Genomic DNA, 24,877 nt, shown 5'->3' with positions numbered 1-24,877 from the left:
CTGCCACGCTCCCTTCCCGGGACGCACGACAGGGACCCCACACGACGGGAGCGCAGCGTGTCCGATACGGAGGTCGTGCTCGGCGATTTGCTCGCCGAGGGCGAGGAGTTGGACGGCCTGGTGGCCGGGCTCGCGGAGGAGGCGTGGGCCGCGCCGACGCCCGCCGCGGGCTGGACCATCGCGCATCAGATCGCCCATCTCGCCTGGACCGACGAGCGGGCGGCGCAGGCGGCCACGGACCCGGCGGGGTTCGCGGCCGAGGTGCGGAAGGCCGCCGCAGAGCCGGACAGGTTCGTGGACGAGGCCGCCGAACTCGGCGCGGCGCTGCCGCCCGCGGAGCTGCTGCGGCGTTGGCGCGAGGGGCGGGAGCGGCTGCGGCGCGTACTGGCCGGGCAGCCCGCCGGGGCGCGGCTGCCGTGGTACGGGCCGTCGATGAGCGTGGCGTCCATGGCGACCGCCCGGCTGATGGAGACCTGGGCGCACGGACAGGACATCGCCGACACGCTCGGCGTCCGCCGCGCGCCCACCGCCCGGCTGCGGCATGTGGCCCGGATCGGCGTGCGGGCGCGGGGCTTCGCGTACGCGGTGCGCGGTCTCGAGCCGCCCGCCGAGGAGTTCCGGGTCGAACTGCGCGCCCCCGGCGGGGAGCTGTGGACGTACGGACCCGAGGACGCGCCCCAGCGGGTCACCGGCCCCGCGCTGGACTTCTGCCTGCTCGTCACCCAGCGCGCGCACCGCGCGGACCTGGCGGTCCGGGCCGAAGGGCCGGACGCGGAGCGGTGGCTGGACATCGCCCAGGCCTTCGCCGGACCGCCCGGCAAGGGCCGGGCCCCGGGGCGCACGGGCGAGGGTCGCGTATGACGTCGAAGCCACCCCTCCGCATCGGCAACTGCTCCGGCTTCTACGGCGACCGCCTCGACGCCATGCGCGAGATGCTCACCGGCGGCCCCCTCGACGTGCTGACCGGCGACTACCTCGCCGAGCTGACCATGCTCATCCTCGGCCGGGAGCGCCAGAAGGACCCGGCGCGCGGCTACGCCACCACCTTCCTCCACCAGCTCGACGACACCCTCGCGCTCGCCAAGGAGCGCGGCGTACGGATCGTCAGCAACGCGGGCGGGCTCAACCCGGCCGGGCTCGCCGACGCGATACGCGCCTCCGCCGCCCAACAAGGCCTCGCCGCCCGCGTCGCCCACATCACCGGCGACGACCTCCGCACCACCCACGACTGGCCGGCCCACACCCTCACCGCCAACGCCTACCTCGGCGGCGCCGGGATCGCCGCCTGCCTCCGCTCCGGCGCCGACATCGTCGTCACCGGGCGGGTCACCGACGCCGCCCTCGTCACCGGGCCCGCCGCCGCGCACTTCGGCTGGCGCGCGGACGACTGGGACGCGCTCGCCGGGGCCGTGGTCGCCGGGCACATCCTGGAGTGCGGCGCCCAGGCCACCGGCGGCAACTACGCCTTCTTCACCGAGCACGACATACGCCGCCCCGGCTTCCCGCTCGCCGAGATCCACCCCGACGGCTCCTGCGTGATCACCAAACACCCGGGCACCGGCGGCGCGGTGACCGTCTCCACCGTCACCGCCCAGCTCCTCTACGAGACGGCCGGTGCCCGCTACCCCGGGCCCGACGTCACCGCCCGCCTCGACACCGTACGGCTCACCCAGGACGGCCCGGACCGGGTGCGGGTCCACGGCGTGAAGGGCGAGCCGCCCCCGCCGACGCTCAAGGTCGGCCTCACCCGCCTCGGCGGCTGGCGCAACGAGGTCGTCTTCGTGCTCACCGGCCTCGACATCCAGCCCAAAGCCGCCCTCGTACGCGACCAGATGGAGGCGGCCCTGGCCAAGCGCCGCCCCGCCGAGGTGCGCTGGACCCTCGCCCGTACCGACCACCCCGACGCCGACACCGAAGAGGCCGCCAGCGCCCTCCTCCGCCTCACCGTCCGCGACCCGGACCCGGAAAAGATCGGCCGCGCGGTCAGCGGCGCCGCCGTCGAGCTGGCGCTCGCCGGATACCCCGGCTTCCACGTCACCGCCCCGCCCGGCAAGGGCTCCCCGTACGGCGTCTTCGAAACGGCGCACACCCCCACCACCGACGTCCCGCACACCGCCGTACTCCCCGACGGCACCAGCACGCCCATCCCCCCACCCGCCACCACCACCCCCCTCACCCCCGTCCCCGAACCGCCCCTGCCGCCCCCGCTCCCGCCAGGCCCCACCCGGCGCGCCCCGCTCGGCCTGGTCGCCGGGGCCCGCAGCGGCGACAAGGGCGGAGCCGCCAACGTCGGCGTCTGGGCCCGCACCGACGACGCCTGGCGCTGGCTGGCCCACACCCTCACCCCCGACCGCTTCCGCGCGCTGCTCCCCGAGACCGACGGCCTGCCCGTCACCCGCCACACGCTCCCCGCCCTGCGCGCCCTCAACTTCGTCGTGGACGGCCTCCTCGGCGAGGGCGTCGCCGCCCAGGCCCGGTTCGACCCGCAGGCCAAGGCCGTCGGCGAGTGGCTGCGCTCGCGTCACCTCGACATACCGGAGGACCTCCTGTGACCCGGCTCGCCTCCGCCCTCGACCCGCACGGCGCCGACTACGCCGTCCACCGCGAGGCCATGCTCACCAAGCTCGCCGAGCTCGAAGCCGAGCACGCAAAAGCCCTCGCCGGAGGCGGCGAGAAGTACGTCGCCCGCCACCGCAAGCGCGGCAAGCTCCTCGCCCGCGAGCGCATCGAGCTGCTGCTCGACCCCGACACCCCGTTCCTCGAACTCTCGCCGCTCGCCGCCTGGGGCAGCGACTACCCCGTCGGCGCCTCCGTCGTCACCGGCATCGGCATCATCGAGGGCGTCGAGTGCCTGATCAGCGCCAACGACCCGACCGTGCGCGGCGGGGCCAGCAACCCCTGGACCCTCAAGAAGTCCCTGCGCGCCCACGAGATCGCCCGCGCCAACCGCCTCCCCGTCATCAGCCTCGTCGAGTCCGGCGGCGCCGATCTCCCCAGCCAGAAAGAGATCTTCATCCCCGGCGGCGCGATGTTCCGCGACCTCACCCGCCTGTCCGCCGATGGCATCCCCACCATCGCCGTCGTCTTCGGCAACTCCACCGCCGGAGGCGCGTACATCCCCGGGATGTCCGACCACGTGATCATGGTCAAGGAGCGGTCCAAGGTCTTTCTCGGCGGCCCGCCCCTGGTCAAGATGGCCACCGGCGAGGAGAGCGACGACGAATCCCTCGGCGGCGCCGAGATGCACGCCCGCACCTCCGGCCTCGCCGACTACCTCGCCCTCGACGAGCCCGACGCCATCCGCCAGGCCCGCCGCGTCGTCGCCCGCCTCAACTGGCGCAAGGCGCAACCCGACCCGGGCCCCGCCGAGCCCCCGAAATACCACCCCGACGAACTCCTCGGCATCGTCCCCGGCGACCTCAAAGTCCCCTTCGACCCCCGCGAGGTCATCGCCCGGATCGTCGACGCCTCCGACTTCGACGAGTTCAAGCCCCGCTACGGCCCCAGCCTCGCCACCGGCTGGGCCACCCTCCACGGCTATCCGATCGGCATACTCGCCAACGCCCAAGGCGTCCTGTTCTCCGCCGAGTCCCAGAAGGCCGCGCAGTTCATCCAGCTCGCCAACCAGCGCGACATCCCGCTCCTCTTCCTCCACAACACCACCGGCTACATGGTCGGCCGCGAGTACGAGCAGGACGGGATCATCAAACACGGCGCGATGATGATCAATGCCGTCTCCAACTCCCGCGTCCCCCACCTCTCCGTCCTCATCGGTGCCTCGTACGGCGCCGGGCACTACGGCATGTGCGGCCGCGCCTACGACCCCCGCTTCCTCTTCGCCTGGCCCAGCGCCAAGTCCGCCGTCATGGGACCCCAGCAGCTCGCCGGCGTCCTGTCGATCGTCGCCCGCCAGTCCGCCGCCGCCAAGGGGCAGCCGTACGACGAGGACGCCGACGCCGCCCTCCGCGCCATGGTGGAACAGCAGATCGAGTCCGAGTCGCTCCCCCTGTTCCTCTCCGGGCGGCTGTACGACGACGGCGTCATCGACCCCCGCGACACCCGCACCGTCCTCGGCCTGTGCCTCTCCGCGATCCACACCGCGCCCCTTGAGGGCGCGCGCGGCGGCTTCGGCGTCTTCCGGATGTGAGGATTTTCAAACCCGTGATCCGATCCCTCCTCGTCGCCAACCGCGCGGAAATCGCCCGCCGGATCTTCCGCACCTGCCGCGAACTCGGCATCGCCACCGTCGCCGTCCACTCCGACCCCGACGCCGCCGCGCCCCACACCCGCGAGGCCGACGCGGCCGTACGGCTCCCCGGCGCCGCCCCCGCCGACACGTATCTGCGCGCCGACCTCATCGTCAAAGCCGCCCTCGCGGCCGGCGCCGACGCCGTCCACCCCGGCTACGGATTCCTCTCCGAGAACGCCGGCTTCGCCCGCGCCGTCACCGACGCGGGCCTGCTGTGGATCGGGCCCCCGGCCGAGGCGATCGAGGCCATGGCCTCCAAGACCCGCGCCAAAGACCTCATGCGCGCCGCTGGTGTCCCCCTCCTCGCCCCCGTCGACCCCGACCGCGCCACGCCCGACGACCTCCCCCTCCTCGTCAAGGCGGCAGCGGGCGGCGGCGGGCGCGGTATGCGCGTGGTACACGACCTCGCGGCCCTCCCGGCCGAACTGACCTCCGCCCGCGCGGAGGCGCTGTCCGCCTTCGGCGACGCGGAGGTCTTCCTGGAGCCGTACGTCGAGGGCGCCCGCCATGTCGAGGTGCAGATCCTCGCCGACGCGCACGGCACGGTCTGGGCGCTCGGCACCCGCGACTGCTCCCTCCAGCGCCGCCACCAGAAGGTCATCGAGGAGGCCCCGGCCCCCGGGCTCACCGACGAGCTGCGCCACGCCCTCGACGAGGCGTCGGTCGGCGCGGCGCGCGCGATCGGCTACCGGGGGGCGGGGACGGTGGAGTTCCTGGTGGGGCGGGACGGGCGACCGTACTTCCTGGAGATGAACACCCGGCTCCAGGTGGAGCACCCGGTGACGGAGCGCGTGTACGGGGTGGACCTGGTGGCGCTGCAACTACGGGTCGCGGAGGGCGTACCCCTGCCCGCGGAGCCACCCCCGCCCCACGGCCACGCGGTGGAGGCCCGGCTGTACGCGGAGGACCCGGCGCGGGGGTGGCGCCCGGGGACGGGGGTGATGCACCGGCTGTCGTTCGCGGCCGGCCCGGTGGGGGGTGCGCCTGCTGTTGGTGCCGGGCCGGTGGGGGGTGCGCAGGGTGTTCGTGGCGGGTCCGGGGACGGGGCCTCCGGGGCTGTCACCCTGGACCGCATATTTACGGCGCCGGTGCCCGGAACCGCGGGGAACCCGGAACTTGGCGCCACAAATATGCGTAAGCGTCCAGGGCACCACCCCTGCACCCCCGCCCCCTCCCGTCTCGTCGGCGGCTCCCCGCCGGTGGACCTCGGCCCCGGCCAGGACTGGCTGCGGGTCGACTCGGGACTGTCCGACGGCGACGAGATCACCATCCACTACGACCCGATGCTCGCCAAGGTCATCGCCTGGGCGCCCACCCGAGCCGAGGCCCTGCGCCGCCTCGCACACGCCCTGGAACGGGCCCGGCTGCACGGGCCCGTCACCAACCGGGAGCTGCTCGTACGGGCGTTGCGCCACCCCGCGTTCGAGGACGCCCGCATGGACACCGGCTTCCTCGAACGGCACCTCGGGGAACTCACCGCCACCGACGACGACACCGCCCCCCTCGCCGCACTCGCCGCCGCCCTGGCTGACGCGGCGCGGCGGCCGGCGACCGTGGCCGGGCGGCTCGGCGGGTGGCGCAACGTACCGTCGCAGCCGCAGATCAAGAGCTACCGCTCCGAGCCCGACGGCACCGAGCACGAGGTCCGCTACCGCCTGACCCGCCAGGGCCTGATCGCGGACGACCACCCGAACACCCGCCTGCTTGAATTGAACCCCCATCAGGCCGTGTTGGAGATCGATGGCGTACGCCGAACATTCCACGTCGACACGTACGGCGAGGACGTCTACGTCGACTCGCCCCTCGGCTGCCACGCCTTCACCGCCCTACCCCGCTTCCCCGACCCGACGGCCCGTACCGAACCGGGCTCGCTGCTGGCCCCCATGCCGGGCACGGTCGTCCGCCTCGCCGAGGTGGCGGTCGGCGACCGGGTCGAGGCGGGGCAGCCGATTCTGTGGCTGGAGGCCATGAAGATGGAACACCGGGTCACGGCGCCCGCCGCCGGTGTGCTCTCCGCGCTGCACGCCACCCCGGGCCGGCAGGTCGAGGTCGGGGCGGTATTGGCGGTGGTGGTGGCGGAGGGGGACGAGACGTGAGGGGACGGGGGTGCAGGGGTGGTGCCCTGGACGCTTACGCATATTTGTGGCGCGAAGTTCCGGCCCAGTCAGCGTTTCCGGGCACCGGCGCCGTAAATATGCGGTCCAGGGTGACAGCCCCGGAGGCCCCGGCCCCGCCCCGTACCGAGCACCGCAACCAGTAGCCCGCACCCGGGAGGAGCCGCACATGACCCATGACCCGAGCACCAGCCCCCTGATAGACGGCCCCGAACGCACCGCCCTCCGCTCCGCCGTAGCGGACTTCGCCAAGCGTCGCAGCAGCGAGAAAACGGACCCCGACGCCCTCTGGGCCGAGGCCGGCAAGCTCGGCTATCTCGGCGTGAACCTGCCCGAGGAGTACGGCGGCGGAGGCGGCGGCATCGCCGAGCTGTCCATCGTGCTGGAGGAGCTGGGCGCGGCCGGCTGCCCGCTGCTGATGCTCGTGGTCTCGCCCGCGATCTGCGGCACGGTGATCGCGCGCTTCGGCACGGAGGAGCAGAAGCGCGCCTGGCTGCCGGGGATCGCGGACGGCAGCAAGCGGATGGCGTTCGGCATCACGGAGCCGGACGCCGGATCCAACTCGCACCGCATCACGACCACCGCCCGCCGCGCCCCCGGCGGCGGTTGGCTGCTGACCGGCCGGAAGGTGTTCATCTCGGGCGTGGACATCTCGGACGCGACGCTGATCGTGGGCCGCACGGAGGACGCGCGCACGGGCAGGCTCAAGCCGTGCCTGTTCATCGTGGAGCGCGGGGCGCCCGGGTTCTCATACCACCACATCCCGATGGAGGTCGTGGCGGCGGAGAAGCAGTTCGAGGTGGTGCTGGACGAGGTGGAGCTGCCGGCGGAGGCGCTGGTGGGGGACGAGGACGCGGGGCTGCTCCAGCTGTTCGCGGGGCTGAACCCGGAGCGGATCATGACGGCGGCGTTCGCGCTGGGGATGGGCCGGCACGCGTTGGCGAAGGCCGTGGAGTACGCGCGCGTCCGCCAGGTGTGGAAGGAGCCGATCGGCGCGCACCAGGCCGTGGCACATCCGCTCGCGCAGGCCCATATCGAACTGGAGCTGGCGCGGTTGATGATGGCGAAGGCGGCCCACCTCTACGACGCGGGGGACGACGCGGGCGCGGGGGAGGCGGCGAACATGGCGAAGTACGCGGCGGCGGAGGCGGCGGTGAAGTCGGTCGACCAGGCGGTGCACACGCTGGGCGGAAACGGCCTGACGACGGAGTACGGGCTGGCGAAGCTGATCACGGCCGCGCGGGTGGCGCGGATCGCGCCGGTCAGCCGGGAGATGATCCTCAACTTCGTCTCGCACCAGACGCTCGGGCTGCCCAAGTCGTACTGACGGACCGACCAGGACCTACGGAGGGATCCGCGATGGCGTGGCGCAGTGAGTACCCGGATGTCCCGCTCTTGGACCTGCCCATCCACGAGGCCGTGCTGGCGCGGGCGAGCGCCGAGTTCGGCGACCGGCCCGCGCTGGTGGACGGGGTGGACGGCACGGCGCTGAGCTACGCGGAGCTGGACCGCGCCACGCGGCGGTTCGCGGCGGCGCTGGCGGAGACGGGGGTGCGCAAGGGCGACGTGGTGGCGCTGCACAGCCCGAACTCGGTGCTGTATCCGGTGGTGTTGTACGGCGCGACGCGCGCGGGCGCGGCGGTGACGACGGTGCATCCGCTGGCGACGGCGGACGAGTTCGCGGAGCAGCTGCGGGACGCGAAGGCGGAGTGGATCGTCACCACGTCGGCGCTGCTGGGCGTGGCGCGGCGGGCGGGGGAGCGGGCGGGCGGGGTGCGCGAGGTGTTCGTGTGCGACGCCGTCGAGGGTCACCGGTCGGTTCCGGAGATGCTGGAGTGCACGGCGCCGGAGCCGGTGGTGGAGATCGACCCGGGCGAGGACATCGCGGTGCTGCCGTACTCGTCGGGGACGACGGGCACCCCGAAGGGGGTGATGCTGACGCACCGCAATCTGGCCACGAATCTGGCGCAGCTGCGCCCGCTGGTGCCGACGGGGCCGGAGGACCGGATTCTGGCGGTGCTGCCGTTCTTCCATATCTATGGGCTGACGGCGCTGGTGAACGCGCCGCTGCGGGACGGCGCGACGGTGATCGTGCTGCCGCGCTTCGATCTGGAGCGGTTTCTCGCGGCGATCGAGCAGCACCGGGTGACCGGCCTGTACGTGGCGCCGCCGATCGTGCTGGCGCTCGCCAAGCATCCGGCGGTCAGCGGGCACGACCTGTCGTCGCTGCGGTATGTGATGAGCGCGGCGGCGCCGTTGGACGCGGGTCTGGCGGAGGCGTGTGCGCGGCGGCTGGGGATTCCGCCGCTGCTTCAGGCGTTCGGGATGACGGAGCTGTCGCCGGGCTGCCATGTGGTGCCGCGCGCCGCGCGGGACGTGCCGCCGGGGACGGTCGGCAGGCTGATGCCGGGCACCGAGATGCGCATCGTGGAGACGGCGGGGGCGCGGCGGGATCTGGGAGTCGGGGAGGACGGCGAGATCCTGATCCGGGGGCCGCAGGTGATGAAGGGGTATCTGGGCCGGGCGGCGGAGTCGGAGGCGATGGTCGACGCGGAGGGCTGGCTGCGCACCGGCGATGTGGGGCATGTGGACGCGGACGGCTGGCTGTTCGTGGTGGACCGCGTCAAGGAGTTGATCAAGTACAAGGGCTATCAGGTGGCCCCCGCCGAGCTGGAGGCCGTGCTGCTGACGCACGAGGGGATCGTGGACGCGGCGGTGGTCGGGGTCCGCGACGCGGACGGCAACGAGATCCCCACGGCGTATGTGGTGGCGCGGCCCGGGGTCGCGCTGTCGGCGGACGAGGTGATCGCGTACGTTGCCGGGCGGGTGGCCCCGTACAAGAAGGTGCGGCGCGTGGAGTTCACGGGCGCCGTGCCGCGCTCGGCCACCGGCAAGATCCTCAGGCGTGAGCTGCGCGCCAGGGAAGGGAGTACGACGGCCTCATGACGGACGCTCACGTACGGCGCGCGCACGCGCGCGGTGTCACCGCGCTGACCCTCGATTCGCCGCACAACCGCAACGCGCTCTCCGCCCGGCTGGTCGCCGAGCTGGGCGAGGCGCTGGCGGCGGCCGGGCGGGACGCGGGCACGCGGGCGGTGCTGCTGACGCACACCGGCAACACGTTCTGCGCGGGCGCGGATCTGAGCGAGCCGCCCTCGGCGTCGGCGGCGCTGGATCTGGTCGCGCTGTTGCGGTCGATCGTGGAGCTGCCGAAGCCGGTGGTGGCGCGGGTGACCGGGCATGTCCGGGCGGGCGGCCTGGGGCTGCTGGGCGCGTGCGACATCGCGGCGGCGGGCGGGGGCGCGAGCTTCGCCTTCACCGAGGCCCGGCTGGGGCTCGCGCCCGCGATGATCTCCATACCGCTGCTGCGCCGGCTGGACCCGCGCGCGGCGGCCCGCTACTTCCTGACGGGGGAGCGGTTCGACGCGGCGGAGGCGGCGCGGATCGGCCTGGTGACGCTGGGAGACCCGGGAGCGGACGTGGACGAGCTGCTCGCGCCGGTGCTCGACGGGCTGCGGCGCGGGTCACCGCAGGGGCTCGCCGAGTCCAAGCGGCTGGTCACGGCGGAGGTGCTGGGGGTCTTCGAGCGGGAGGCGGAGCGGCTGGCGGAGCGGTCTGCGGCGCTGTTCGCCTCGGCCGAGGCCCGCGAGGGCATGGCGGCGTTTCTGGAGCGGCGGGATCCGGTGTGGGTGTCGGAGCTGACGCGGGAGGACGCGGGCGCGGTGCGCGGCGGCGGGGAGGCGCGGTGAGCGCCCCGCGCGCCGCGCTGCGCGACCCCAAGCAGGACCGCAGCCGCGCGACGCGGCAGCGGCTGCTGGAGGCGGCCGTGGCCTGTCTGGCCGAGCACGGCTGGGCCAGGTCCACGGTGGCGGTGGTGGCCGAGCGGGCGGGGGTGTCGCGGGGCGCGGCCCAGCATCATTTCCCGACCCGCGAGGACCTGTTCACGGCCGCGGTACAGCATGTCGCCGAGGAGCGCTCGGCCGCCCTGCGCACGCTGTTCTCGCACGAGGGCGGGCACGAGGGTGAGCGGGAGTCGATCGCGGCCGTGGTCGAGGCCTTGGCGGACCTGTACACGGGCCCGCTGTTCCGGGCCGCGCTCCAGCTGTGGGTGGTGGCCTCGTACGAGGAGCAGCTGGGCGCGCGCGTGGCCGCCCTGGAAGCGCGGATCGGCCGGGAGACGCACCGGATGGCGGTGGAGGCGCTGGGCGTTGACGAGACCGTGCCGGGCGTGCGGGAGTCCGTGCAGGGCTTCCTGGACATGGCCCGCGGCCTCGGCCTCGCCAACCTGCTCACCGACGACCGCGCCCGCCGCGACCGGGTGGTGGCGCAGTGGGCGCGGATCCTCGAGGACGTCCTGCGCGGCGGTCAGCGGGAGGGGTCTGTGCAGCCCTCGATGTCGTGCGGGCTGCGCGGGCCGGGGCCGATGTAGTGGGCGGAGGGGCGGACGAGGCGGCCGGTGCGCTTCTGCTCCAGGATGTGCGCGCTCCACCCGGCGGTGCGGGCGCAGGTGAACATGGAGGTGAACATGTGCGCCGGGACCTCCGCGAAGTCCAGGACGATGGCCGCCCAGAACTCGACGTTGGTGGCCAGCACCCGGTCCGGCCGCCGGTTGTGCAGCTCGTCGAGGGCCGCCCGCTCCAGCGCCTCGGCGACCTCGAAGCGCGGCGCGCCCAGCTCCTTGGCGGTGCGCCGCAGCACGCGGGCGCGCGGGTCCTCGGCGCGGTAGACGCGGTGCCCGAAGCCCATGAGCCGCTCGCCGCGGTCGAGGGCCTGCTTGACGTAGGCGGTGGCGTCGCCGGTGCGCTCGATCTCCTCGATCATGTGGAGCACACGGGAGGGCGCGCCGCCGTGCAGCGGGCCGGACATGGCGCCGACCGCCCCGGAGAGCGCGGCGGCGACGTCGGCGCCGGTGGAGGCGATGACGCGGGCGGTGAACGTGGAGGCGTTCATGCCGTGCTCGGCGGCCGAGGTCCAGTAGGCGTCGACGGCGGCGATGTGCTTGGGGTCGGGCTCGCCGCGCCAGCGCCGCATGAAGCGCTCCACGACGGTCTCCGCCTTGTCGATCTCCCGCTGCGGGACCATGGGGAGGCCCTGGCCGCGCGCGGACTGGGCGACGTACGACAGCGCCATCACGGCGGCGCGGGCGAGGTCCTCGCGGGCCTGCGCCTCGTCGATGTCGAGGAGCGGTTTGAGTCCCCAGACGGGCGCCAGCATGGCCAGCGCGGACTGCACGTCGACGCGGATGTCGCCGGAGTGGACGGGGATGGGGAACGGCTCGGCGGCGGGCAGCCCGGGGTTGAACGCGCCGTCGACCAGCAGGCCCCATACGTTCCCGAAGGAGACATGGCCCACGAGGTCCTCGATGTCGACGCCTCGGTAGCGGAGCGCGCCGCCCGCCTTGTCGGGTTCGGCGATCTCCGTCTCGAACGCGACGACTCCTTCGAGTCCGGGTACGAAGTCGGACATCAGGCGGCTCCTCGTGATGTGGTCGACGGTGGACGAGCGGCGGGTGGGGCGAATTCGGCGGGGGCTCGGCGGGGGTTCGGCGGGGACGGGGGTGGGACTCGGACGGTACGGCGGAACTCGGGCGCCCGGCTACCGGGTGATCCGGGATGTCGTGGGGCGCTCGGCGCCGGGACGGCTCCACGGCCGCGCGCGGCTCGCGGTCCGTACCGGACACCCCGGTGATGCCCCGTGCGGGCGGGTCTCATCCGGCCGTGCCGGGCGCGTACCGCCCGGCGGGCACGTGACCAGCCACAGTCTGGTGTCTGAGGTACCCCCGGGGAAGCGTGAGAAGCGGCACACGCCTCCGCCCGCGCGGAAAGGGTTACGGCGCGGCGGGAAGGGGCAGGGGAATCGCCCGTTCGGGGCAGTACCCGAGGCGCGGTGTTGATGTTGCAAGATATGCGCGTGCCTCACGTTGACCCGCAATTCTCGGCGCGGCCGGCCGCGCGCACCTACGACCCGGCCGCCATGCGCGAGCACTACCGCGCGGAGGGCATCGCCGAGAGCGATCTCGCGGCCGACCCGTACGAGCAGTTCACGCGGTGGTTCGAGCAGGCCGTGGCGAGCGGGCTGTTCGAGCCCAACGCGATGGTGGTCTCGACGGCGGACGCCGCCGGGCGGCCCAGCTCGCGCACGGTGCTGATGAAGAGCTTCGACGCGCGCGGGTTCGTCTTCTACACCAACTACAACTCGCGCAAGGGCCGTGAGCTCACCGAGAACCCGTATGTGTCGCTGCTCTTCCCCTGGCATCCGATCGCCCGCCAGGTCGTGATCACGGGCACGGCGCGGCGGACCGGCCGGGACGAGACGGCGGCGTACTTCAGGACCCGCCCGCACGGGTCGCAACTGGGGGCGTGGGCGAGCGCGCAGTCCTCGGTGGTCGGCTCGCGGGAGGAGCTGGACCGGGCGTACGGGGAGCTGGCGGACCGCTATCCGCCGGGGGAGCAGGTGCCGGTGCCGCCGGAGTGGGGCGGCTTCCGGGTGGTGCCGGACGCGGTGGAGTTCTGGCAGGGGCGGGAGAACCGGCTGCACGACCGGCTGCGGTATGTGCCGGGCACGGGCGGGGAGGGCTGGCGGGTCGAGCGGCTGAGCCCGTAGGCGGGCCTCCGAGCAGGAGCAGGAGAAGGGGAGAACGCAGACGACCCGTGGGTCTTCCCCCGCGCCGCGAGGCGCAAGGGGAGCCGGTCGGACGTACCGGCGACCCACGGGTCGGGTGACTGCTTGGGATTGGCCGGCTGCGCACATGCTTCGTGCGCCGGTCCGGCGAATGCGCTGAGCGCGACAACGGACCGCTAGCCCGCAGTCACCTCACGCGTCCGGATTTGATACATCTGCCGAACCACCTCCCTTCTCGTGTGCTCCACACCCTAGGAACCGCTTCGCCACGCCACAAGTGAATTTCCGGGACGCAACGATTTCGCGGAATCCGGTGTGGCGCGTGTCACGTTCGAGTTGAATGTCACGGCGTGCACCACCGCACGCGGTCCACCAGGGGGTGTCCGGTGAGCGCTTCGCGACGTTCCGAGCCCGCACAGCCGGCTCGTGCCGTGCCGTCCGCTCCGACGCCGCCGCGGGCCGCCGAGGTCCGGCCGCCGCGCAGCGGCGCCGACCCGGGAGACGACTCGGGGCTGCTCGCCGCGCTGCTGGACGGCATGGACGCCGCCCTGTGCGCCTTCGACGCCCAGGGCACCGTCACCCACTGGAACCGCGAGGCCGAGCGCATCCTGGGCTGGTCGGCGCGGGAGGCGGTGGGCCGCAAGGGGCTCGCGGGGTGGGCGGTGCGGGCGGCGGACGCGCACGAGGTGGAGGCGCGGCTGATGGCGGCGATCGAAGCCCCGGGGCGCCAGGTGAACGAGTTCGCGCTGCTGACCAAGGACGGCGGCCGGGTCCTGGTGCGCACCCAGTCCTCGGCGGTGCCGCGGGCGGACGGGCGGCCGGGCGGGGTGTACTGCGCGTTCAGCGAGGTGCATACGCAGATCGATCTGGAGCGGTCGATAGCGCTCAGCGAGGCGCTGCTGGACGACGCGTCGTGGAACGTGGTCCTGGTCGACGCCGATCTGCGCCCCGCGGTCGTGAACAGGAACGCGGCGCGCGCGCTGCGCACCGGTCGTACGGCGGCGCTGGGGCGCCCGCTCGGGGAGCTGCTGGACCAGGGCCTGGAGGAGCTGGAGTGCGCGCTCCAGCACGTCCTGGCGGAGGGCGCGCCACCGGCGCCCACGGAGCTGTGGGTGAGCCTGCGGGAGTCCGGCGAGGGCGGTCGCGGCTTGGGGGGCGTACGGGGCCTGACGGGCGGGGGCGTCGCCGGAGAGGGCGGCGCCCCCGCCCGGCGCTGCTGGCGCAGCGGCTTTCTGCGGCTGGCCTCGCCGCTGGCGGAGGAGCCGGTGCCGCTCGGCGTGGCCTGGATCTTCCAGGACGTGACGGAGCTCAAGCGGCACGAGCTGGACGGCTCGCGGCTGCGCTTCCGCGGCAACCAGCTCCAGCGGGCGGCGCGGGCGGCGGCCGAGTGCGAGGACCCGTCCGAGGCGGCCACCGTCCATCTGGACTTCGCGCTCGCGGGCTTCGCCGACCACGCCCTGATCGACCTGGTCCTGGGCGGGCCGCGGGCCGACGGACCGGATGACGGGCCGAGCCGGGTCCGGCTGGTGCGGGCGGCGGCGACGCCGGGCAGCGGCGCCCCGGGCCCGTGTCCGGCGATCGTCCAGGGGGGCATTCCGGTGGCGTACGCGGAGAGTCACCCGGCGCTTCTGGCGGCGGAGCGCTGCGGGTCGGTGCGGGTCAGCGCGAACCGCGTGGAGGAGGCGGTCGCCACCGGGTGGGCGACGGCCCGCAAGTGGCCCGACGGCACGGTCCACGGCCTGTGCGCGGTGCTGCGCAGCCGTGGCCGCACCCTGGGCGTGGTCACCTTTCTGCGCGGCTCCGGCCGCCGCCCCTTCGACCGGGCCGACGCCGGATACGCGGAGGACGTCTCGGCCCGCGTCGCCGCCGCCTTGGACCTGGCCCAGCAACTGGGCTAGGACATGTCCCAGGCCCGCCGCAGGCGGCGGAGGGGCGCGCCTAGCGCTGGTAGAAGATCCGGTCGCCGTAGTCGGCCATGATCTGCCGGTTCCAGTCATGGCCCCCGTCCACGTTGCCGGAGCGCAGCATCGGCGGGTCGATACCGCGCTCGGCGAGCTCGCCCGCCGCCGTGGCCATCACGGCCTGCATCAGCGCGGAGGTGACGACGGTGGAGGCGGGGCCGAAGGGCGCCCCGACGCCGTCGGCGCTCAGTTCGGCGTCGCCGACCGCGATCTTGCTGTCGAGGACCACGTCGCAGTGGTCCTTCAGGAAGCTTCCGGAGCTGTGCCGCGAGGTGGTGGCGGTGGTGTACGCGACGGAGGTCACGCCGATCACCTTGAGGCCGAGGGCGCGCGCGTGCATGGCCATCTCGACGGGCAGCGGGTTGCGCCCGGACAGCGAGATGACGAAGAGCACGTCGCCCGCGCGCACCGGGCTGTTGTCCAGGACGACGCCGGCGAGCCCGTCGACGCGCTCCAGGGCGCTGCCGAGCGTGGCGGGCATCACGTCCACGCCGACCATCCCGGGGACGGGGAGCAGGTTCATCAGGGCCAGGCCGCCCGCGCGGTAGACGACGTCCTGGGCGGGCAGCGAGGAGTGGCCCGCGCCGAAGGCGAAGAGGCGGCCGCCCGCGACGACCGTCTCGGCGATCAGGGCGCCCGCCGCGCCGATGTTCTCGGCCTCCTCGTCGCGTACCCGCCGCAGCAGGCCGATGGCGGCGTCGAAGTACTGCCCGGCCTGCTTGCTCTCGCTCATTCTGGGGTGAACCTTTCCGTCGGATCCTGTGCCGTGTCGGGTGCCGAGTGGCGCGGATCACGTTGGGCCGTCGGTCAGGGAGCTGTCAATACTGGCTCCGCACCGGCCCTGTTCCCGATCAGGACCCGATCGCACCGACGGGTACGGCGACGCCGGACCAGGCCCCGTTGTCGGCGGGATGCGTCAGAATTGGGGTCAGGGCCACCGCACGACACATTCGAGGGGCACGCATGTCCGGACTGATCGACACTACGGAGATGTATCTCCGCACCATCCTCGAGCTGGAGGAGGAGGGTGTGGTCCCGATGCGCGCCCGGATCGCGGAGCGGCTCGACCAAAGCGGCCCGACGGTCAGCCAGACCGTGGCGCGCATGGAGCGGGACGGCTTGGTGACGGTCGCGGGCGACCGTCACCTGGAGTTCACGGAGGAGGGTCGCCGGCTGGCGACCCGCGTGATGCGCAAGCACCGGCTCGCCGAGTGTCTGCTGGTCGATGTGATCGGGCTGGAGTGGGAGCAGGTGCACGCCGAGGCGTGCCGCTGGGAGCATGTGATGAGCGAGGCGGTGGAGCGGCGGGTGCTGGAGCTGCTGCGCCACCCCACGGAGTCGCCGTACGGGAACCCGATCCCGGGCCTTGAGGAGCTGGGCGAGAAGGCGGAGGCCGACCCGTTCCTCGACGAGAGCATGGTGAGCCTGCGCGAGCTGGAGCCGGGCACGGAGGGCAAGACGGTGGTGGTGCGCCGGATCGGCGAGCCGATCCAGACCGACGCCCAGCTGATGTACACGCTGCGCCGGGCGGGTGTGCAGCCGGGCTCGGTGGTGAGCGTGACGGAGTCGCCGGGCGGTGTGCTGGTGGGCAGCAGCGGTGAGGCCGCCGAGCTGGACGCGGAGATCGCGTCCCATGTGTTCGTCGCCAAGCGCTGAGCACTACCGACCCTTGTGGCGCACCTGCGTAACTCCGGCGACACGCTGACCGAATCGACCGGTTCGGCCGATTCGACGGTCGTGACCTGCGACGGTGGCTTTTTCTGAGGTTTTTCTGACATCGGAATCGGTGGAAACCGAGCGCCCGGGCCCATCGCGTGCGACTCTGTCGCGGAGGCATATATGCACGGGCGCGCTCGTGCGCCGAGGTGTGCTGGGGATCCGGGGCGGGGCGTGCGAGGTCTGCTCGTCCGCCTTCCCGGGTTGGGGGGAGGGGGCTCCTTATGGGCCTGACGGGCGGTGCCGCTCCGCGGGCGATCGACGGCAAGGGCAGCGAGGACGGCGAGGACGGTAGGGACAGCGAGGGCCCCGGCGCCTTGAGCCGCCGGGGCCCTGCCTCCCCATGTCCCCCCTCTGGGCCCCCGGCCCCACGGTCCGCTGTGACGCGGCCCGCGCGGCCGGAGGCCTTGGCGACCCGGAGCCCCGAGCTCTCAGGGTCGGCCCCCGCGGACTCCCTTCCCCGAGTAGTCCGCCTCCCGCTAGCTGTCTCCCCTCGGTGCGGACGATCAATCCCCTGGCGCGGTCACTCGAACGAGGGGTGTTGTCGGCTCGTGACGGCGTGTTCGAATACAGGTTCGATATCCTGGGGCCGGTCGAGGGAGGAATGGGGGTGTCGGAGCACATGGTGCGGCGCATCGACGTGACGGGAGCCGGCGGCGTGCGGCTCGCCGCCTGGGAGTTCACCGAGCCGCCCAAGGCGGGCGGCGGCGCGCGGGCGTCGCGCGGGCCGGGTGTTCTTCTGCTCCATGGCCTGATGGGCCGCGCGGCGCACTGGGCGCACACCGCGCGCTGGCTGGCCGCCCGCCATCGGGCCGTCGCCCTCGACCAGCGCGGCCACGGCCGTAGCGAGAAGCCCGCCGACGGCCCGTTCGACCGGGGCACCTATGTGGCCGACGCCGAGGCCGCGGTCGAGCAGCTGGGCCTGGCCCCCGTCACCCTGATCGGCCATTCCATGGGCGCGCTCACCGCCTGGCAGCTGGCCGCCCGCCGCCCCGATCTGGTCCGGGCCCTGGTGATCTGCGATATGCGGGCCTCCGCGCTCGGCGCCGCCTCGCAGGCGGAGTGGGCCGAGTGGTTCGCGTCCTGGCCGCTGCCGTTCGCGACCCTCGCCGATGTGCGCAAGTGGTTCGGCGAGGACGATCCGAGGCTGGAGCGGCCGAGCGCCCCGCGGGGCGACTTCTTCGCCGAGATCATGACCGAGCGTTCGGACGGCTGGCGTCCGGTCTTCTCCCGCCGCCAGATGCTCAAGGCCCGCGCGACCTGGGCCCATGACGCCCATTGGGAGGAGCTGGCGCTCGTGGAGTGCCCGACCCTCGTGGTGCGGGGCCCGGACGGCGAGTTGGGCCGGGCGGAGGCGCAGGAGATGGTGCGCGTCCTGCCGCGGGGTCAGTACGCGGAGGTGACGGAGGCGGGCCATCTGGTCCACTACGACCAGCCGGAGGGCTGGCGCCGGGCCGTGGAGCCCTTCCTGGCCTCGGTGCTGCCCGCGTAAGCCGGAGACATCCCGGGCGGATTGGGTCGGCTGCGGTCAAAGGGTGTCTAGGCTTGTCGCTGCCACGGAAGGGCGGTGCCATGGATGCTGAGTCCCGGATCAGGGCCGCGATCGAGGAGCATTGGCGGGCGTCGGAGCGCGGGGATATCGAAGCCGAGCATGCCGTTTACGCTGCGGACGCGATCCTGGACTACCCGCAGTCGGGCGAGCGTTTCCGGGGCCGCGAGACGATTGCGGCGCAACGTGGCGGGCACCCGGCCGACCGGCACTTCACCGTCCAGCGGATCACCGGCCATGCTCACGTATGGGTGAGCGAATGCGTCATCACCTACGACGGCGTGCCTTCGTACTCGGTGAGCATCATGGAGTTCGCTGACCATCATGTAGTGCACGAGACGCAGTACTTCGGCGGCCCATTCGGCGCGCCGGCGTGGCGGGCCGCGCTCGCGGAGCCGATGCCGGGACGGACTGTCACGGAAGCCTGATACTCGGCCGCCTGGCCGCATCATCCCGCCCGCACAGCGCCGACCGGACTGCTCGGACGGTCTCAGTGCGCTTGGGCGCGGGCTTCCGCGGTGGTCTTCAGATCGCGCAGCCAGGCTTCGAGGCCCGCGCCGAGGGCCGCGGTCGCGGTGGGGACATCCGATTCGACCTGGGCGCCGGTCCAGGTCTCCTCGGTGTGGACGCGGACGCCGCCCTTGACCTTCGTGAAGGTCCACAGGTGGACGCCCTCGTCGATGCGCAGCCCTTCGCCGATCGCGGGCCCGCGCCACAGAATGCAGTGGCCGCGCTGGAGTTGCCGGACGGTGGAGGTGATGTCCAGGGTGGTGGCGGGGGTTGACGGGGTGGCGGGCGCCGGGGTGGTCCACCGGAACTGCGAACCCTTCCGCAGGGGGCCGGGGTCGAGGCGCTTCATGGTGAGGACGGGGGGCTGCCAGGCCGGCCAGCGCTCCACGTCGGTCTGGAGCTTGAAGATGGTGCTCAGCGGCGCGTCGATCACGACGTCGGACTGATAGCGGATGCGGGCCGTGGGGTCGACGCCCTGCCCGCGGCACTGCGAGGCGCCGCCGTGATGGCCCTGGGCGGCCGGGGCTGCCTGGGCGGGCGGGGCGGGCGCCCCGAGGACGCCGGCGACGGCGAGCGAGAGCGTGAGGGCGGCGGCGCGCACGCCGGTCCGGGGCCGGGACTGCCGGGCGGGTGAGGTCGACGGGCCGTTGCTGGACATGGGTGTTCCCTTCAGCTGTCGGGTGGGGGTGGCGGCGTGCGTCGGACAGGGCCTACGGAGTCAGTACGACCTTTCCGGCGACGGTGCCGGATTCGGCCAGCCGCATCGCGTCCGCGGCGCGGGTGAGCGGCAGTTGGGCGGCGATCTGGGCGGTGACGTCACCGCGCTGGAAGGCCGCGAAGACCTGGGAGAGATCGGCGCGCAGCCGGTCCCGGAACCCGTTCTTGGTCAGGGCCCGCCCGGCCCAGACGTTGAAGAAGTAGGCCCGGCGGCGGTTGGGCAGGGCATTCCACAGCCACACCCGGCCGAGGAGCTTGAAGACGGGCCACTGCTTGGACCCCTGGTCGTCCCGGGTGGAGGCGCTGCCGTAGGAGACGAGCGTGCCGCCGGGGGCGAGGAGGCGCCAGGAGTCGACGATGCCCCGGCCGCCGACGTGGTCGAAGACGGCGTCCACTCCGCCGGGGGCGAGTTCGCGGATCCGCGCGGCGACGTCCCCGGCGCGGTAGTCGACGGGGGCGACCCCCTGCTCCCGCAGGGCGTCGTGGTGGCGGGCGGACGCCGTGCCGATCACCTTCACACCGGCGGCGTGGGCGAGCTGGACCAGAACGGAGCCGACGCCGCCGTTGGCGCCGTGCACCACGACGGTCTGCCCCGCGCGGACGCGCGCCTTGCGGTGGAGCATCTGCCAGGCGGTGATGCCGTTGACGACCAGGGTCTCCGCCTCGGCCGCGCCGATCCCGTCGGGGACCTCCACCACGTCCGCCGCGTCGACGACCACATGGCTGGCCCAGCCGCCGACCTTGACCAGCGCGGCCACCCGGGTGCCGGCCAGCCCCGGCTCGACGCCCTCGCCGGTCGTCAGCACCGTGCCGACCAGGTCGTAGCCGGGGACGAAGGGGAACGCCGGCTGGTCGTAGTACCGGCCGCGGCGCATCTGCTGCTCGGCGAACGAGACTCCGGTCGCCTCCATCAGGATCACGACCTGTCCCGGACCCGGGGTGGGGACGGCTCCGTGCCGGATCTCCAGCCCTTCCGGCTCGACCGTGCCCGGCAGGACGACCTCGACGAGTCCACCGGCGTTCATGACGACCTCCACTGCGCTTCGCGTTTCGCTGGATGCTCTTGCGTTCGTTAGAAGTTATAACGCGAAGGCGCGCGGGGCGTCAATGGTTTCCGTGAGAGGTTCTAACTGGTTCTTCGGTGAGGGCCTCGCCGCCGCGCTTACCTCGGCAGGGTGAGGATCTCGGCTCCGTCGTCGGTGATGGCGATCGTGTGCTCGCTGTGCGCCGTCCGGCAGCCTGTCGCACTGCGGAGCGTCCATCCGTCCGCATCGGTGACGAGTCGAGCGGTGTCCGCCATGACCCACGGCTCCAGTGCCAGCAGCAGCCCGGGGCGCAGTGTGTAGCCACGGCCGGGTCGTCCGGCGTTCGGGACATGCGGGTCCTGGTGCATCGTCGATCCGATGCCATGACCTCCGAACTCGGTGTTGATCGGGTACCCGGCCTCGCTGAGGGCCGTGCCGATGGCGTGGGAGATGTCGCCGATGCGGGCCCCGGGTCCGGCGGCGGCGATCCCCGCGGCCAGCGCGCGTTCGGTCGCGCTGATCATCGCGACGCTCTCCGGGGGCTTTGCGTCGCCCACGATGAAGCTGATGGCGGCGTCCGCGGCGACTCCGCCCTTGGAGACGGCGAGGTCGAGTGTCAGCAGATCGCCGTCGGCGAGCGTGTAGTCGTACGGCCGTCCGTGGAGCACGGCGTCATTGACGGCCGTGCAGATGTAGTGGCTGAACGGGCCGCGCCCGAAGGAGGGCGCGTAGTCGACGTAGCAGGACAGCGCTCCCGCCTCGACGATCATGGCCTTGGCCCACTGGTCGATGTCCAGCAGGTTCGTGCCGATCGCGCTGCGGCTCTTCAGCGTCTGGAGGATGTGGGCGACCACGGCGCCTGTGTCTTTTGCTCGGGTCAGTCGGCTGGGGCTCAGGATCTCGATCACGCGGCGTCCTTCTCGTGAAACCAATAACTATACCGGCCATACTGTACCGGTACTTGAATTGGATTCATGGTCGGGCTGCCGCTCACTCCCGCGGCCGCATTGCCCGGTCGAGGAGGGGGAGCAGGCGGTCCCAGTGGCGCTGGAGCCCGGGGGCGCTGAAGGCGTCCGTGTCGGACATCGTGAAGCCGTGGACGGTGCCGGGGTAGATCTCGCAGGTGTGGCCGAGGCCCGCGGCATCCAGGGACTGGTTGAGCTCACTGATGATCGCGGGCGACAGGTCGCCTTCGGCGAGGCCGAGATGTACTTCGGCGCTGAGCTCGGGGATGAGGCGGTGCGGGCTGTCGGGCGCGTCGGTGACCACGAAGCCCGGGTGGAATCCGGCGACGGCGGCCACCTGGTCGGGATGGGCCGCTGCGGTGCGCAGCGCCAGGAGGGTGCCGATGCAGTAGCCGGTCACGGCCACCGGTCCTGACCTGACCTCGGGCTGGGTGGTGAGGAACCTGAGGTAGGCGTCGGCGTCGCGCAGGACGCGTTCGGTGGTGGTGTGTGCCTTGAGCAGGGGCATCAGCTGGGCGATGACCGCGGGCCTGGCCTCTTCTCCGATGTACTCGGGAAGTTCCACCACCGGTGCCGGGCCGTGCCGGTAGTAGAAGTTGGGGACGAGCACGTAGTAGCCGTGCCCGGCCAGTTCGCGGGCCTTCCGCTCCAGCTCGGGTCGCAGGCCGAAAGCGTCCGTGTACAGCAGCACCCCAGGGTGCCGATCGCCGTCGTCGGGGGAGGCGGCGAAAGCGTCGGCCTGGCCGTCAGGGGTGGGAATCCGGAGTGTCTTGGTGGGAATGGCGGATCTTCCTTCCAGGGGTTTGCCCGACCACCGTTAGTCACACTAGCGATGTCGGCGCAAGCGAACGTACATCGCTAGTCGGACTAACGCAATGGGTAGAATGGGCGCCATGACCAGAGCCGAAGCCACGGACATGCCCGACGACGGCGCGCTCAAGACGCCCGACCGACTGCGGCGACGGGCGAGCCGGCTGTTGTCGCAGCTGTCCACGCGGTCGGACCGGCTGGTCAACGAAGGGCTGGCCGAGGCCGACGCCCGCAAGTGGCACTACGCCGTGCTCGCCTCCCTGGAGGATCACGGGCCCGGCAGCCAGGCGACGCTGAGCAGACGCACCGGCATTTACCGCAGTGACATGGTCGGCGTGCTCAACGAACTGGCCGAGCGTCACCTCGTCGAGCGGGCGCCGGACCCCGACGACCAGCGCCGCAACATCATCACGATCTCCGCCCAAGGCCGCCGTCAACTAGGCCGCCTCGACCAGGTCCTGGACGACCTTCACGACGAACTGCTGGCACCGCTGAGTCCGGCCGAACGCGACCAGTTCGTGCAGTTGCTCACCCGACTGCTGGACTACCACGCCCGGACCTCCTGACCTCGCGTAGTGGCAAATGTCCGGTGCTATTCTCGTCTGCGCGATGACGAAAACGTTCCTGATCACGGGGGGTGTGATCGCGTGCAGGCCAAATACCGGGCTTCCGTAGTCGCGTTGACGGCGTCGTTGCTGCTGGGGGGCTTGACGGCCGTGGCGCCGACGGCGTCCGCGGTGGGCGCGTCGGCGTGCCGGTTCGATTCGCCCGATGTGAATTTCAAGGTCCGTACGAGTGGTGCAACATTCCGGACAGGGCCCGGAAAGCGTTATCGAGTGATCGGGACGCTTTACCGGGGGGATTCCTTCCGCTACTTCTGCCGGACGGGTGGCGTCCACGACTTCAAGAAGAGCTGGTCGTACGGAAAGATCACCAAGAGGACCAGCTCGGGAATTCCGGCCGGTACGAAGGGCTGGGTCTACAGCAAGTACCTCGATTAGCGACGGCCCGAACCCTCAGGTGCGCCAGAGCGTCCAGCTGTCGCCGCCGCACTCTTCTTGCAGCACTTGTTCCTCGTCCCCGCTCGTAGTGGGCAGGGCGACGCACTTGCCGCTGTTACGGCTGATCAGCTTCCATGCGTGACGGGAAGTGTCGTAGCGGAAGCTCCAGAGCTGATCCGGGAACAGATCTTGCTCGTCGTCACCGCACAGATAGTGCGTGATGATGGCGTCGTTCTCCTTGCTTGCCGCATCGACCGACAGGCACAGATCGCTGTGCTGATTGCGGATCGAGTACGTGGTTCCGGCCGAACCGGAGTCCTCCACGGAGAGTTTCCAGAACTGCTCGGGGCTCGCGCCACAGCCGGTCTGGATGAGGCCTGCCGATGGGGTGGTGTTCTCCGGGGGCACGGACAGGCACAGGTGGCTGTCGGCATTGGTCAGGCGGAACAGGCCCTTCGGCAGCGGCGGTGCGTCAGCGCGGGCGCGCGGCTTCTTGCCGGGCGATGGGGTGGCCGACGGTGCCGACGGTGTCTGCGGCTTCGACGGGGTCGCCGTGTGCGCGGGTCGGCTGGTGCCGCCGGACGGGCCCGTGAACGGATCGGAGGACCGAGCCGAGGGCCCTGGCGTCGGGCTGTGGGGCGTCGTGATCGTCGGCGTGGCGGACGTGGTGGGTGGCGCGCCTGACGTCGCGGTGTTCTGGCTGTCGGTGACGAACCACATGCCGGCCAGCAGCGCCGCGAGCGCGCCCCACTGGGCGGGGGTGCGCCAGCGCCGGAACCGGCCCCGGCGGTCGCCAGTGCTGCCGGTGCTGCCGGTCGCCGGGGAGCCGACGCCGGCCGGTGGGCGGTCCGCCCCGGACGACGCCTGTTGGGGAGCGCGCGGTCCGGCGTCCGAGTGGAGGTACTTCTCCTGGTCCTCCAGGGCGGTGTTCCGGGCCTGTAACGCGTCGGACTTGGCCTCTTCGGCGATCGTCAGGCTCTCTCTGGCCTGGCGGAGTTCGTCCCCGGCATCCGAGTCCGCTGTCGGGTCCTGCGTCTTCCCGCGCTCGAGCCGGTGGATGACTTCGACCAGGCTCCGGATGCGCTCTTCCGCTTCCGCCAGGTCCGTCTCGGCCTGCGTCTGCGCCTGTACGGCCTTCTCCACGGCCTGCTGTGTCTTCGATACCGGGGCCTGCCGCTGCTGCTTCTGCGCGACCAGTTCGTAGAGGCGCTTGGCCTCTTCGTGCCGCTGCTGCCGGGTGCGGGCGTCGGGTACCTGGCGGTTGATGACCTCATGCAGGATGTGGGCGGGCACCGCCCGTTCACCGGAGCGGTACTGCCCCCACAACGTCTTTCCGCCGCCTTGCGGATAGCGCTCGGCGAGCTCGCGCAGCGTCAGGCCTTCCGTCAGCCGGCACAGCATTCCTGCTAACGCGTTGATGTGCTCCGACTCGCCCCTCAGCCCTTCGAATGGCCGGCCAGACCTGCCCATGAACCCCCCTTTGTCCGCGGACAATCCCCCGATGTCCGCCGCCGACCTGCGCCGAAGATGAACGATCTTGATGGAAAACAGCCCGGCCCGCAGCGTCGATGTCATCGCACCGGATCCCCACGAACGGACCGGTGCTCGGAATCACATCAATGCTGAAGGGACTCTACCC

At 72.5% G+C, this 24,877-nt stretch carries 22 protein-coding genes; 15 read left to right on the top strand and 7 right to left on the bottom strand.

Annotated features, from left to right (window positions below; genetic code table 11):
* Positions 1–57: 57 nt before the first annotated feature.
* From ACH4S9_RS30700 to ACH4S9_RS30665, 8 genes are all read left to right on the top strand, one after another.
* On the top strand, positions 58–861 hold the full coding sequence (locus tag ACH4S9_RS30700; protein WP_398374726.1) for a TIGR03084 family metal-binding protein: 804 nt from the start codon (positions 58–60) through the stop codon (positions 859–861).
* Positions 858–2,552 (top strand): acyclic terpene utilization AtuA family protein, encoded by a 1,695-nt coding sequence (locus ACH4S9_RS30695; RefSeq protein ID WP_398374724.1) that lies wholly within the window; start codon positions 858–860, stop codon positions 2,550–2,552. Before ACH4S9_RS30700 ends, ACH4S9_RS30695 begins: the two co-directional genes overlap by 4 nt.
* A complete protein-coding gene (locus tag ACH4S9_RS30690; RefSeq protein ID WP_398374722.1) occupies positions 2,549–4,147 on the top strand; it encodes an acyl-CoA carboxylase subunit beta in 1,599 nt (532 codons plus the stop codon). Before ACH4S9_RS30695 ends, ACH4S9_RS30690 begins: the two co-directional genes overlap by 4 nt.
* Positions 4,148–4,161: 14 nt before the next feature.
* Positions 4,162–6,345, top strand: coding sequence for an acetyl/propionyl/methylcrotonyl-CoA carboxylase subunit alpha (locus tag ACH4S9_RS30685; RefSeq protein ID WP_398374720.1), 2,184 nt, complete (start codon positions 4,162–4,164; stop codon positions 6,343–6,345).
* Between the two features lie 187 nt (positions 6,346–6,532).
* Positions 6,533–7,690: an acyl-CoA dehydrogenase family protein gene (locus ACH4S9_RS30680; protein ID WP_398374718.1), complete on the top strand. Its 1,158-nt coding sequence runs from the start codon at positions 6,533–6,535 to the stop codon at positions 7,688–7,690.
* Between the two features lie 32 nt (positions 7,691–7,722).
* Positions 7,723–9,309 (top strand): 4-coumarate--CoA ligase family protein, encoded by a 1,587-nt coding sequence (locus tag ACH4S9_RS30675; RefSeq protein ID WP_385345362.1) that lies wholly within the window; start codon positions 7,723–7,725, stop codon positions 9,307–9,309.
* Positions 9,306–10,112 (top strand): enoyl-CoA hydratase family protein, encoded by an 807-nt coding sequence (locus ACH4S9_RS30670; RefSeq protein ID WP_398374717.1) that lies wholly within the window; start codon positions 9,306–9,308, stop codon positions 10,110–10,112. Before ACH4S9_RS30675 ends, ACH4S9_RS30670 begins: the two co-directional genes overlap by 4 nt.
* A complete protein-coding gene (locus tag ACH4S9_RS30665; RefSeq protein ID WP_398374715.1) occupies positions 10,109–10,792 on the top strand; it encodes a TetR/AcrR family transcriptional regulator in 684 nt (227 codons plus the stop codon). The genes ACH4S9_RS30670 and ACH4S9_RS30665 overlap by 4 nt, the downstream gene beginning before the upstream one ends.
* Here the strand turns inward: ACH4S9_RS30665 and ACH4S9_RS30660 are convergent.
* Positions 10,729–11,829, bottom strand: a complete 1,101-nt coding sequence (locus ACH4S9_RS30660) for a citrate synthase 2 (RefSeq protein WP_361184119.1) — start codon at positions 11,827–11,829, stop codon at positions 10,729–10,731. The genes ACH4S9_RS30665 and ACH4S9_RS30660 overlap by 64 nt on opposite strands.
* Before the next feature lie 438 nt (positions 11,830–12,267).
* Here ACH4S9_RS30660 and pdxH point away from each other — a divergent pair, with 438 nt between their 5' ends.
* Both pdxH and ACH4S9_RS30650 read left to right on the top strand, forming a co-directional pair.
* Positions 12,268–12,966, top strand: coding sequence for a pyridoxamine 5'-phosphate oxidase (gene pdxH, locus ACH4S9_RS30655; protein ID WP_398374712.1), 699 nt, complete (start codon positions 12,268–12,270; stop codon positions 12,964–12,966).
* Positions 12,967–13,415: 449 nt separating this feature from the next.
* Positions 13,416–14,882, top strand: a complete 1,467-nt coding sequence (locus tag ACH4S9_RS30650; RefSeq protein WP_311724406.1) for a PAS domain-containing protein — start codon at positions 13,416–13,418, stop codon at positions 14,880–14,882.
* A gap of 40 nt (positions 14,883–14,922) precedes the next feature.
* Here ACH4S9_RS30650 and ACH4S9_RS30645 read toward each other — a convergent pair whose 3' ends face one another.
* Positions 14,923–15,678, bottom strand: a complete 756-nt coding sequence (locus ACH4S9_RS30645) for an SIS domain-containing protein (protein WP_311724405.1) — start codon at positions 15,676–15,678, stop codon at positions 14,923–14,925.
* A 230-nt stretch (positions 15,679–15,908) separates the two neighbouring features.
* Here ACH4S9_RS30645 and ACH4S9_RS30640 point away from each other — a divergent pair, with 230 nt between their 5' ends.
* The 3 genes from ACH4S9_RS30640 (at position 15,909) to ACH4S9_RS30630 (ending at position 18,638) form a co-directional block, all read left to right on the top strand.
* Positions 15,909–16,601, top strand: coding sequence for a metal-dependent transcriptional regulator (locus ACH4S9_RS30640; RefSeq protein ID WP_311724404.1), 693 nt, complete (start codon positions 15,909–15,911; stop codon positions 16,599–16,601).
* 682 nt (positions 16,602–17,283) lie between these two features.
* Positions 17,284–18,153, top strand: coding sequence for an alpha/beta fold hydrolase (locus tag ACH4S9_RS30635; protein WP_398374896.1), 870 nt, complete (start codon positions 17,284–17,286; stop codon positions 18,151–18,153).
* An 80-nt stretch (positions 18,154–18,233) separates the two neighbouring features.
* Entirely contained in the window at positions 18,234–18,638 is a 405-nt protein-coding gene (locus tag ACH4S9_RS30630) for a nuclear transport factor 2 family protein (RefSeq protein ID WP_311724403.1), read from the top strand.
* Between the two features lie 62 nt (positions 18,639–18,700).
* Here ACH4S9_RS30630 and ACH4S9_RS30625 read toward each other — a convergent pair whose 3' ends face one another.
* The 4 genes from ACH4S9_RS30625 to ACH4S9_RS30610 form a co-directional block, all read right to left on the bottom strand.
* Positions 18,701–19,378 carry an SRPBCC family protein gene (locus ACH4S9_RS30625; RefSeq protein ID WP_361184111.1) on the bottom strand — a complete coding sequence of 226 codons (678 nt, stop codon included), beginning with the start codon at positions 19,376–19,378 and terminating at the stop codon, positions 18,701–18,703.
* Positions 19,379–19,430: 52 nt separating this feature from the next.
* Complete coding sequence (locus ACH4S9_RS30620; RefSeq protein ID WP_398374709.1) at positions 19,431–20,462, bottom strand: medium chain dehydrogenase/reductase family protein; 1,032 nt, start codon at positions 20,460–20,462, stop codon at positions 19,431–19,433.
* A gap of 137 nt (positions 20,463–20,599) precedes the next feature.
* Complete coding sequence (gene map, locus ACH4S9_RS30615; RefSeq protein ID WP_398374707.1) at positions 20,600–21,370, bottom strand: type I methionyl aminopeptidase; 771 nt, start codon at positions 21,368–21,370, stop codon at positions 20,600–20,602.
* Between the two features lie 82 nt (positions 21,371–21,452).
* Positions 21,453–22,208, bottom strand: a complete 756-nt coding sequence (locus tag ACH4S9_RS30610; RefSeq protein ID WP_398374895.1) for a dienelactone hydrolase family protein — start codon at positions 22,206–22,208, stop codon at positions 21,453–21,455.
* 112 nt (positions 22,209–22,320) lie between these two features.
* Between ACH4S9_RS30610 and ACH4S9_RS30605 the strand changes: the two genes are divergently transcribed.
* A complete protein-coding gene (locus tag ACH4S9_RS30605) occupies positions 22,321–22,803 on the top strand; it encodes a MarR family winged helix-turn-helix transcriptional regulator (protein ID WP_398374705.1) in 483 nt (160 codons plus the stop codon).
* A 9-nt stretch (positions 22,804–22,812) separates the two neighbouring features.
* A complete protein-coding gene (locus ACH4S9_RS30600) occupies positions 22,813–23,238 on the top strand; it encodes an SH3 domain-containing protein (protein WP_361184101.1) in 426 nt (141 codons plus the stop codon).
* A 15-nt stretch (positions 23,239–23,253) separates the two neighbouring features.
* On the opposite strand, the gene ACH4S9_RS30595 is transcribed toward ACH4S9_RS30600, so the two are convergent.
* Positions 23,254–24,813, bottom strand: coding sequence for an RICIN domain-containing protein (locus ACH4S9_RS30595; RefSeq protein WP_398374704.1), 1,560 nt, complete (start codon positions 24,811–24,813; stop codon positions 23,254–23,256).
* Positions 24,814–24,877 lie beyond the last annotated feature (64 nt).

The sequence above is a fragment of the Streptomyces sp. NPDC021225 genome (genome assembly GCF_044332865.1).
GTDB lineage: Bacteria > Actinomycetota > Actinomycetes > Streptomycetales > Streptomycetaceae > Streptomyces.
This window is presented reverse-complemented; position numbering and strand designations above follow the sequence as displayed.

Coding starts and splice junctions, on each gene's coding strand:
- ACH4S9_RS30695 (WP_398374724.1), top strand. CDS start 858: ATGACGTCGAAGCCACCCCTCCGCATCGGCAACTGCTCCGGCTTCTAC.
- ACH4S9_RS30680 (WP_398374718.1), top strand. CDS start 6,533: ATGACCCATGACCCGAGCACCAGCCCCCTGATAGACGGCCCCGAACGC.
- ACH4S9_RS30675 (WP_385345362.1), top strand. CDS start 7,723: ATGGCGTGGCGCAGTGAGTACCCGGATGTCCCGCTCTTGGACCTGCCC.
- ACH4S9_RS30670 (WP_398374717.1), top strand. CDS start 9,306: ATGACGGACGCTCACGTACGGCGCGCGCACGCGCGCGGTGTCACCGCG.
- ACH4S9_RS30660 (WP_361184119.1), bottom strand. CDS start 11,829: ATGTCCGACTTCGTACCCGGACTCGAAGGAGTCGTCGCGTTCGAGACG.
- pdxH (WP_398374712.1), top strand. CDS start 12,268: ATGCGCGTGCCTCACGTTGACCCGCAATTCTCGGCGCGGCCGGCCGCG.
- ACH4S9_RS30645 (WP_311724405.1), bottom strand. CDS start 15,678: ATGAGCGAGAGCAAGCAGGCCGGGCAGTACTTCGACGCCGCCATCGGC.
- ACH4S9_RS30640 (WP_311724404.1), top strand. CDS start 15,909: ATGTCCGGACTGATCGACACTACGGAGATGTATCTCCGCACCATCCTC.
- ACH4S9_RS30635 (WP_398374896.1), top strand. CDS start 17,284: ATGGTGCGGCGCATCGACGTGACGGGAGCCGGCGGCGTGCGGCTCGCC.
- ACH4S9_RS30630 (WP_311724403.1), top strand. CDS start 18,234: ATGGATGCTGAGTCCCGGATCAGGGCCGCGATCGAGGAGCATTGGCGG.
- ACH4S9_RS30625 (WP_361184111.1), bottom strand. CDS start 19,378: ATGTCCAGCAACGGCCCGTCGACCTCACCCGCCCGGCAGTCCCGGCCC.
- ACH4S9_RS30620 (WP_398374709.1), bottom strand. CDS start 20,462: ATGAACGCCGGTGGACTCGTCGAGGTCGTCCTGCCGGGCACGGTCGAG.
- ACH4S9_RS30605 (WP_398374705.1), top strand. CDS start 22,321: ATGACCAGAGCCGAAGCCACGGACATGCCCGACGACGGCGCGCTCAAG.
- ACH4S9_RS30595 (WP_398374704.1), bottom strand. CDS start 24,813: ATGACATCGACGCTGCGGGCCGGGCTGTTTTCCATCAAGATCGTTCAT.